The sequence below is a fragment of the Clostridium gasigenes genome, from assembly GCF_900104115.1.
In the GTDB taxonomy this organism is placed as follows: Bacteria; Bacillota; Clostridia; order Clostridiales; family Clostridiaceae; genus Clostridium; species Clostridium gasigenes.
Genome location: NZ_FNJM01000034.1, coordinates 1 through 8,853 on the forward strand (window position 1 = coordinate 1; position 8,853 = coordinate 8,853).

Sequence of the window (8,853 nt, forward strand, 5' to 3'; positions counted from 1 at the left end):
TATAAGTAATAGCTTTATTACTAGCTTTTTTTACAAATGGATTTACTGATAAATCTTTCAATTGTTCATCTGTAAAATAGATTCTTCCCATAACTACAATCCTCCTTTAAAATATTTTACAATAAAAAAAGACCCTATAAAATAGAGTCAGTTAAATAAATGTTTAGCACTTTTTTTCTAACTGTCCATTCTATAGGTACCAGTTTAAAACTTTGTTACAGTTTCTTTTTTGTCGAAAATTATTTTCAGATGTATAAAATTAAAGAGAGGTAAATGAATTAATAAAATGTTTACTTACGAGAATATAGGTTTATATAATGTTTTGACATTGATGGAAATAGATGCTACACTTAATTAAGATACTTAATTAAGTGTCTTAATTAAGATGGCGGAAAGGGATTTATATATGAAATCATTAAGTGGAAACTCATTATTAATGAAAGAAGTGAATTCAAACATTATTTTAAAAAATTTAAAAAATGAAAAAAAAGCAACCACACAAAGATTATCAGAAGTGACTGGTCTTAGCGCAGTTACTGTAGGCTCTATTCTTCAAAAACTTATAGAAGGAAAGCAAGTATTTAAAGATGATGTAATTCCATCAAATGGTGGACGCCCTGCTCATAGGTATTGCTACAATGGGGAATATAGCCATGTTCTTATTATATATACAGATGAGGATAATGAAAAGGATAGGATACATGCTAGCGTAGTAAACCTTTTTGGAGAGTGTATTCATAAGGAAAATTTTAGCCTAGAACATATTGTTTTAGAAAGTTTTGAACCAATAATAGATAAATTAATACATAAGTATCAAACCATAAAGGCTATTGGATTTGGATTGCCTGGTGCGGAACATAATGGAACCATTATTACTAATGATTATAAAAATCTAAATGGTGTACGTTTTTCAGAGTATTATAGAAATCGTTACAACGTTCCTGTTAAGTTTGAAAATGATGTAAATGCTGCTGTTATTGGGTATTGCAATATGCATGAAGAGGAAATAAAAAGTGATGCAGCTATAGTATATGTATATTTTCCAGAAAAATATAGTCCAGGAGTTGGTATTTATATAAATGGAAAGATTTATACTGGGTTTAAAAATTTTGCTGGAGAAGTAAAAAATATGCCTTTAGGAATTGAGTGGGAAAATATTAATTACAATTCCATTAAGGAAGTTTCAAATGCTATAGCAAAGTTAATTATATCAATAGTATATCTACTTGATCCAGAACGAATTATTCTTTATGGTAGATTTATTAATGAGGATTATTTAAAGAATATAATTACAACTTGTAAATATACATTAATAGAGACTACATTACCAGTAATTTCTAAAACAGAGGATTTTAACTCTGATTTTGAAAATGGTATAAGTAAATCTACTTTAGACCTATTAGAAAAAACATTAGTTTTAATTAATACATATCCAAATAAATAAAAAAATGGGGGACATTATGGGAACTTTTTTCTTAATAATTATTTACATAACATTCATAAGCTTAGGTTTACCTGATTCATTACTTGGATCAGCTTGGCCAATAATGCATAGAGATTTAGGAGTTGAGCTATCTAGTGCTGGAATCGTTTCAATGATAATTACTTCCGGAACTATTGTTTCAAGTATTTTAAGTAGCAAGGTAATAAGACGTTTTGGCACTGGCAAAGTTACTTTTGTAAGTGTGACAATGACAGCCGGTGCACTATTTGGATTTTCTCTATTGCAATCATTTATATGGTTATGTATATTAGCAATTCCATTAGGTCTTGGTGCGGGAGCAGTAGATTCAAGTTTAAATAACTTTGTAGCACTACACTATAAGGCTAAACATATGAGTTGGCTTCATTGTTTTTGGGGCGTAGGAGCAACCTCAAGTCCTATTATTATGTCATTCTTTATAGCTAATAATAATGACTGGCAAAAGGGGTACTTTTCAATTTCAATAATTCAATTTTTGGTAGTTTTACTTTTGATTTTCACCCTACCAATGTGGAAAAAGATGGAGAATAATAATATAGCAGAAAGCGCTGAAGATATTAAAAAGAGTGAGAATGTTAATATATTTAAACTTCCTGGAGCAAAATTAGTTTTAGTATCATTCCTTTGTTATTGTGCCACAGAATCTACAGTTGGTTTATGGGGGAGTAGTTACCTAGTAAATCATAAAGGAATTTCACCAGATGTTGCTGCAAGGTGGCTTGCTTTATTCTTTGGAGGCATTACTGTAGGTAGGTTAATTAGCGGCTTTGTAGCTATGAAACTGAAATCAAATATTTTAATTAGAATTGGACAATCCATATGTATTATAGGAGTTACTATGTTAATGCTACCTTTAGCAACATATTTCTCAATGGTAGGGTTAATACTTATAGGGCTAGGTTGTGCACCAATTTTTCCATCAATGCTTCATGATACACCAAATCGTTTTGGAAAAGATATTTCACAATCTATTATGGGAGTACAGATGGCATTTGCTTATATAGGAAGTACTATTATGCCTCCACTTTTAGGGTTTATTGCATTAAAAAGTGGTATAGGTGTATTACCAATTTTCTTACTTGTGTTCATAGTAATTATGCTTATATGTTCAGAGAAAATTAATATAATTATGAAAGCAAAGAAGGTAGTATAATTTATATTTATTTTTAATTAGAGAGTATAAGTTATTATAGTATCAATTATATATAGGAGGTAAGGTTTATGAAAAAATTAGATTTACATATTCATTCATGTTTTAGTGATGATGGGGAGTTAACTGTTGAAAAAATAATAGATATGGCTGTATGTAGCCATGTAGATGTTATTGCTATAACTGATCATAACTCTACTAGGGCTGTAGAACCAGCATTAAAGTATGCTGAAAATAAAAATATAGAGGTAATTCCAGGGATAGAAATTGATTGCACCTTTAAAGATATTAATCTTCATGTATTAGGCTACAATATAGATTACAAAAATATATGTTTTCATGAGTTAGAATCTAATATCTTAAATCAAGAAAGACAAGCCTCAAATAAAAAAATAGAAAAAATAATACAGTGTACAGGACTAAAATTAGATAAATCAGAGGTGATTAGAAGAGCTCACAATGGAGTTGTAACAGGAGAATTAATTGCAGAAATACTTTTAGAAGATGAAACTAACAGAAATTCTACTATTTTAAGTCCTTATGTGGAAGAAGGAAATCGAAGTGATATGCCATATGTAAACTTTTATTGGGATTACTTTTCTAAAGGAAAACCTGCATATGTCCCAATAAAATTTATTTCTTTAAAAGAAACTTTAAATATTATTCATAATAATGGTGGGGTTGCAGTAATAGCACACCCAGGTAATAATTTGAAAAGTGATTTAAGCATTATAGATGAAATAATATCTGAAGGGATAGATGGAATAGAAGTATTTAGCACATACCATACAAGTTCTCAAATAGATTACTTTTATAATAAAGCTATTGAAAATAATTTGAAAATTACTTGTGGTAGCGATTTTCATGGGAAGAATAAACCTAACATACAAATTGGTAATTTTGGATGTGATTCAAAGTTATTAAGTTATATAGAAACAAGTTGTTTGAAAAATTGAATTGTAATAGAGTATATAAAATTGTATGATTATAGAATTAAAGCCACAACAAAATTTTGTTGTGGCTTCTTACTGTAAAAACTATTTTTTTCTTTACGTTCTGATAAGTGTTGCTTACTCGTAAGTCTAGTTGGTGAATACAATAGATAAAAATATAAGAGTCGATAGAAGAGATATTATTAGTAGCCTCTTAATTATTTTCATGTTTGACATTCTTTCATAGGGTATTAATATTTATATTTATATTTTACACTAAAGTATAAATAGAATAGAGGCTGCTTATCAGAAAGTTATGATTATTATATAGTTATTAAATGATATGGATTAGAAGTAGGTAGCAAAACTTGGCTGACAAGCCCTAGCGAAACTACATGGTAGGAACGGGACTATTTATAGGGTGAATATAAAATAATTATAAAGATATTGGAAGCATGTGGTAAAATTAATTATAAAGGGAGTGGGATGAAATGAAAAAATATAAACAAATTACAAGAAGAAAAATATTCATATCTATGTTGCTGAATCCTTTATTTATATTTATATATTGTATTTCAATGTACGAACTATATACTTTGTGTAAATTTGGTAGAACTGGTCATAATATTATAGTTTTAGCTATATGTATGTTCTCCTATCTTATTTGGTTAATAGTATTCATAGCTAGAAGTATAAAAATACCATTAAATGTATCACAAGAGAATACAGATTCAGATTCAACTGTAAAAGTTAAATCATTATATAAGACTATGTGGACTTATATAGCTATAGTCATTATAGTTGCTATAACATCATTTTATGGATACAAAATTTACAATACTGCAATAAATTATAATGGAAAACTTGCGTGGGTTTTAGAAGATTTAAGAAACAAAAGAACTGTAAAGTTAGAACATAATAATATATTTAAAGATGGAATAGAAGGGGTTTTTACAGATATTAATGAAAAAATTGATATCCCTAAAGAATTATATGTTTCTGGTAATTTTGATTTGATTTTTACTAATGATGGGACAATAACTTCTCTTGATACATTTATTTATGGAAAAGATGATAAGGATAAATTAAAGAGTTTTTTAATTACTTATGACAGTAATAAGTCAGAGAAAATCATAGTATATCAAGATGATTATGTAAATGCAGATTACAATGAAGATAAGCTTTTAAATCCATTAATGACTACAATGAATGTGATTCCACTTAAAGAAACGGTAAATAAATGGGATGAAAATGAGTATGGTATTATTTATGGTGGAAAGAGAAGTTGGGGATATAATACAAACGGGATTATGTATATTGATTTAAATGGAAATATAAAAGCTCCTAATGATGCACCTTCAGAAATAATAGGGTATACTGTTTCTCTATTTGTACCAGGAAAAGAGGACATATATATGCCTGTTAGATATAATTTAGTGAAGGATTTAGAAAATATTTTTAAGGAGGATTCATTAGATAAAAAACGTACAGAAAATAATTTAGAGAAGTCAAGTGAGGGGAGCAAGAAACCTAGTGGAAATACTGAAGAGGAGTTTTATTTATCAGATAAAACTGGGTATAGGCTACAAATTACTGGAGCAGCAGCGGGTAGTAGATTTTATTCGCTCTATGGTACTTTTGATGGGGGGATCACATGGCAGACTGTAAATGAAAATCCATTTTTGGGAAGTGGTGGCGGAGCTTCCGGTATTACTTTTATAAATGAAAAACTGGGATTTTTAGCTTTATCACATAGTGGTGGTAGCCATGCCGATTTATACCGTACTGAAGATGGAGGGTCATCTTATGAGAAGGTAGACTTTCCAGTAGTTAAAATCCCATTAAAGGATGGAAAAACTTATAATCCTTTTGATTTTCCAGGTATGCCATATGATGAAAATGGAACTCTTAATACTATGGTAGGGCAAGGCTCAGATGGTGATTATAATAAGAATTGTGAAGCATTATATAGATCAAAAGATCAAGGAATAACATGGGAATATGTAAAGGAAGTATAATATATTTTATTAATTTAAATGATGTTAATATTCAGTGTAATTATTAAATTGCACTGAATATTTTTTTATTTAAATAGGAGTTATGAAAAGTTAAAGGGCTAGGATGAAAACAAATAAGGGATATTTTTAAATAGCAAGTTTTTAATGTTTCTAAGTTGTGTATTATTAGCTTGATGACATTGCTACTAAGAGGTATTTTGAGTAGTCAGATTGTCTGACACAAAATTGTTAATTAACAAAATTACAAAATATGAATTTTAAAATATAATTTAACACTATTGAGATGATTTACTTGAATTGCATAATATTAACTGGTATAATTGGTCAGAAATTAAAAACTAAATATTAAGAACTAATGATTATACGAGGAGAGAATCAAATGAAAAAAAAATTTAACTTTACAAGTAGTTTAAAGAAAAAGTTAGTGCTTAGCTTTGTTTCTTTAACTGTAGTTTCCATACTTCTAATGGGGCTTATAATTTATCAAAAGGTTGTAATTCAAACTGAAAATGATTACGTAGATTCTTTGCATAAACAGATAGTGCATGTAAATGATGGTATAGAAAATTATATTGAGTTGATTCAAGAAAATACTAGTATGATTGCTCAAAATGAGCTTATACGAGAAGCAGACTCAAGAATTACTTCATATGTTGATAAAAAGGATGCTTCAGGTAAAACGGAAATGACTCCACTTAAAAACGATCCATATGAAACAGGCGTTTATAAGATTTTTCAAAATTTCACAGATACTCATCCTGAAATACAAAGTGTTTCAGTTGGTGTTGAGTCAAATGGTGGATATGTTCAGTATCCAACAACAGCTAGACAAAATGGATATGATGCAAGAACAAGAGATTGGTACAAACTTGCCCTTACAAGTCCAGATGAGCCAACCTTAAGTGATGTATACATTTCTTCAGATGGGCATAAATCTCTTATTTCTTTATCAACAGTAAAAGATGCCAAAGGTAATAAGAAAGGCGTTATAAATATGGGGATGGATCTTAATTCCCTTACACAATTGATTGAAGACATTAAGATAGGGAATAGTGGGTATATAATGTTAGTAGACAAAAACGATACTATTTTAGCAAACCCTAAGGATACAAGCTTAGTATCCCAAAATATATCTGAGTTAAATATAAGTGAATTAAGTGATTTGAAAAATATTAATTCTTCCTTTGAAACGAAAATGGCAGATGGGAAAAAGTATTCTGTAATTGTTGAAAATCCATCAAGTGAAGATTCAAACTTAAATTGGACTTATATATGTTTTGTTGAGACAAGTGAATTTAAAGCTAGTGCTAACAGTATAGGGACAATAGTACTTATATTTGCTTTTATATTTGCAGTTATAAGTATAATAATAACAATGATAATAGCGAAAAAAATTACGAATCCTATAATAAGTATAGCTAATCATATAAAACGCATGGGAAAAGGAGATTTTTCAGTAGAGGTAGATCCAAAATATATGAATCTTAATGATGAAGTTGGTGATATTGTTCGCTCAACTCAAAAAATGCAATCTTCTTTAAATGAGATGTTATTATCAATAAAGGATAATTCTCAGGCCCTTGATAATAAGACTGAAGACTTACATTCTGCTGCTGAATTTGTAGCAAGTTCATCTGGAGATATTGCAAATGCAGTACAAGAAGTTGCAAAAGGAACAGGACAACAGGCGAGTGAGCTTGTAGATGTAACAGGAATACTTTCTGAATTCGGTAAATCAATTCAGACAATGACTCAAACATTAATACAAATACAGCAAAAAACAAAAGATATTAATAATATAGCAAGCGAAAGTAATGACAATATGAGTGGATTAGCTGAATCGGTAGAAAACGTAGGGAAAACCTTTAAGGAATTTGGGTACAAGCTTAATCTTCTAGGCAAAAATGTTAATAAAATAAATGAAATCACTAACTTAATTGATAATATTTCAGAGCAAACAAACTTATTAGCATTAAATGCAGCAATTGAAGCGGCAAGAGCAGGAGAATCGGGTAGGGGTTTTGCTGTAGTTGCAGATCAAATAAGAAAATTGGCAGAGCAAAGCAAAAAATCTGCTGATGAGATTAGTGGATTACTAGGTAATGTTTCTATTGATACAAAAGTTATTTTAGAAAACAGCGATACTATGAATGTTGAATTACTTAATCAGTTAAATGCAGTAAATCTTACATTACATAGCTTTAAAGAAATTGTTGATAAAATAGAAAATATAATACCTGAGATTGATGAAGTAAGTTCTTCTGCTGAGAATATTAATAAGCAAAAAGATAATATTTTAGAAAATGTGGAAAATATTTCTGCAATTTCAGAAGAAACATCAGCTTCATCTCAAGAAATAGCAGCTTCATCTGAAGAGATGGGTTCAACAGCTGAAAATCTATTCTCTGCTGTTGAAAACTTTAAAAATATGTCTGAAGATATGATAAAGCAAGTAGATAAATTCAAATTGTAAAAAATACACTACAAATGTTGTATTAAATTCGTATCTCGGTGCGCCCGTAATGATCCAATAACACCTAATAGCGTATGTTCTATTATAGAGAAAAACACATTTTTAAATGTATTTCCTTTATTGTGTAAACCCTTTTGTAAGTATAGGAACTTCCAAGGGCTTGATTTGGTAACTCATAGTATCCAGAATGAAATCCACTACGATTGTCATGGATTTTTACTTGTATAATTGTACAAGTGTTGATAATTCAAATGATGAGGGAGAAACAATTTCAAGAAATCCAAATGATATATATCAATATTGTATAGATAATAATTATGGAATGGAACTGATAAAAAGTTGCGGGGTAAAACATTTTCAGCTAATAGAAAATTCTTTAGGTTTAGATGAAAAAAATATTAATATGATTTATTGGTATTTAAAATAAAATAATTTAAACAATTGAACTGTAATAGAGCTATAAACTGGTACCTATAGAATGGACAGTTAGAAAAAAAGTGCTAAACATTTATTTAACTGACTCTATTTTATAGGGTCTTTTTTTATTGTAAAATATTTTAAAGGAGGATTGTAGTTATGGGAAGAATCTATTTTACAGATGAACAATTGAAAGATTTATCAGTAAATCCATTTGTAAAAAAAGCTAGTAATAAAGCTATTACTTATACAGATGAATTTAAGGAGTATTATGTTTCTGAATATAATACCGGGAAAATGCCATTAGAAATACTACGGAATGCAGGATTTGATGTTAAGGCTTTAGGAAAACAGAGAGTTGATAATTTATCGCGCCGATT

General features: G+C 29.1%; 7 protein-coding genes. All 7 read left to right on the forward strand.

The window, feature by feature from the left end; genetic code table 11:
• The first annotated feature begins 406 nt into the window (after positions 1 to 406).
• Positions 407 to 1,444, forward strand: a complete 1,038-nt coding sequence (locus tag BLS77_RS19185; protein WP_175490926.1) for an ROK family protein — start codon at positions 407 to 409, stop codon at positions 1,442 to 1,444.
• A 16-nt stretch (positions 1,445 to 1,460) separates the two neighbouring features.
• Positions 1,461 to 2,636 carry an MFS transporter gene (locus BLS77_RS19190; protein ID WP_089973760.1) on the forward strand — a complete coding sequence of 392 codons (1,176 nt, stop codon included), beginning with the start codon at positions 1,461 to 1,463 and terminating at the stop codon, positions 2,634 to 2,636.
• A gap of 68 nt (positions 2,637 to 2,704) precedes the next feature.
• Positions 2,705 to 3,589 carry a PHP domain-containing protein gene (locus tag BLS77_RS19195; RefSeq protein WP_089973763.1) on the forward strand — a complete coding sequence of 295 codons (885 nt, stop codon included), beginning with the start codon at positions 2,705 to 2,707 and terminating at the stop codon, positions 3,587 to 3,589.
• A gap of 467 nt (positions 3,590 to 4,056) precedes the next feature.
• A complete protein-coding gene (locus tag BLS77_RS19200; protein WP_089973765.1) occupies positions 4,057 to 5,583 on the forward strand; it encodes a WD40/YVTN/BNR-like repeat-containing protein in 1,527 nt (508 codons plus the stop codon).
• A 379-nt stretch (positions 5,584 to 5,962) separates the two neighbouring features.
• A complete protein-coding gene (locus BLS77_RS19205; RefSeq protein WP_175490927.1) occupies positions 5,963 to 8,056 on the forward strand; it encodes a methyl-accepting chemotaxis protein in 2,094 nt (697 codons plus the stop codon).
• Between the two features lie 187 nt (positions 8,057 to 8,243).
• Entirely contained in the window at positions 8,244 to 8,483 is a 240-nt protein-coding gene (locus BLS77_RS19210) for a hypothetical protein (RefSeq protein WP_207648711.1), read from the forward strand.
• A gap of 149 nt (positions 8,484 to 8,632) precedes the next feature.
• The coding region (locus BLS77_RS19215; RefSeq protein ID WP_341423501.1) for an HTH domain-containing protein at positions 8,633 to 8,853 on the forward strand (221 nt) is incomplete at its 3' end.

What these genes read in the sequence shown, in the direction of transcription:
- BLS77_RS19185 (WP_175490926.1), top strand. Translation starts at nt 407, where the DNA reads ATGAAATCATTAAGTGGAAACTCATTATTAATGAAAGAAGTGAATTCA.
- BLS77_RS19190 (WP_089973760.1), top strand. Translation starts at nt 1,461, where the DNA reads ATGGGAACTTTTTTCTTAATAATTATTTACATAACATTCATAAGCTTA.
- BLS77_RS19195 (WP_089973763.1), top strand. Translation starts at nt 2,705, where the DNA reads ATGAAAAAATTAGATTTACATATTCATTCATGTTTTAGTGATGATGGG.
- BLS77_RS19200 (WP_089973765.1), top strand. Translation starts at nt 4,057, where the DNA reads ATGAAAAAATATAAACAAATTACAAGAAGAAAAATATTCATATCTATG.
- BLS77_RS19205 (WP_175490927.1), top strand. Translation starts at nt 5,963, where the DNA reads ATGAAAAAAAAATTTAACTTTACAAGTAGTTTAAAGAAAAAGTTAGTG.
- BLS77_RS19210 (WP_207648711.1), top strand. Translation starts at nt 8,244, where the DNA reads ATGAAATCCACTACGATTGTCATGGATTTTTACTTGTATAATTGTACA.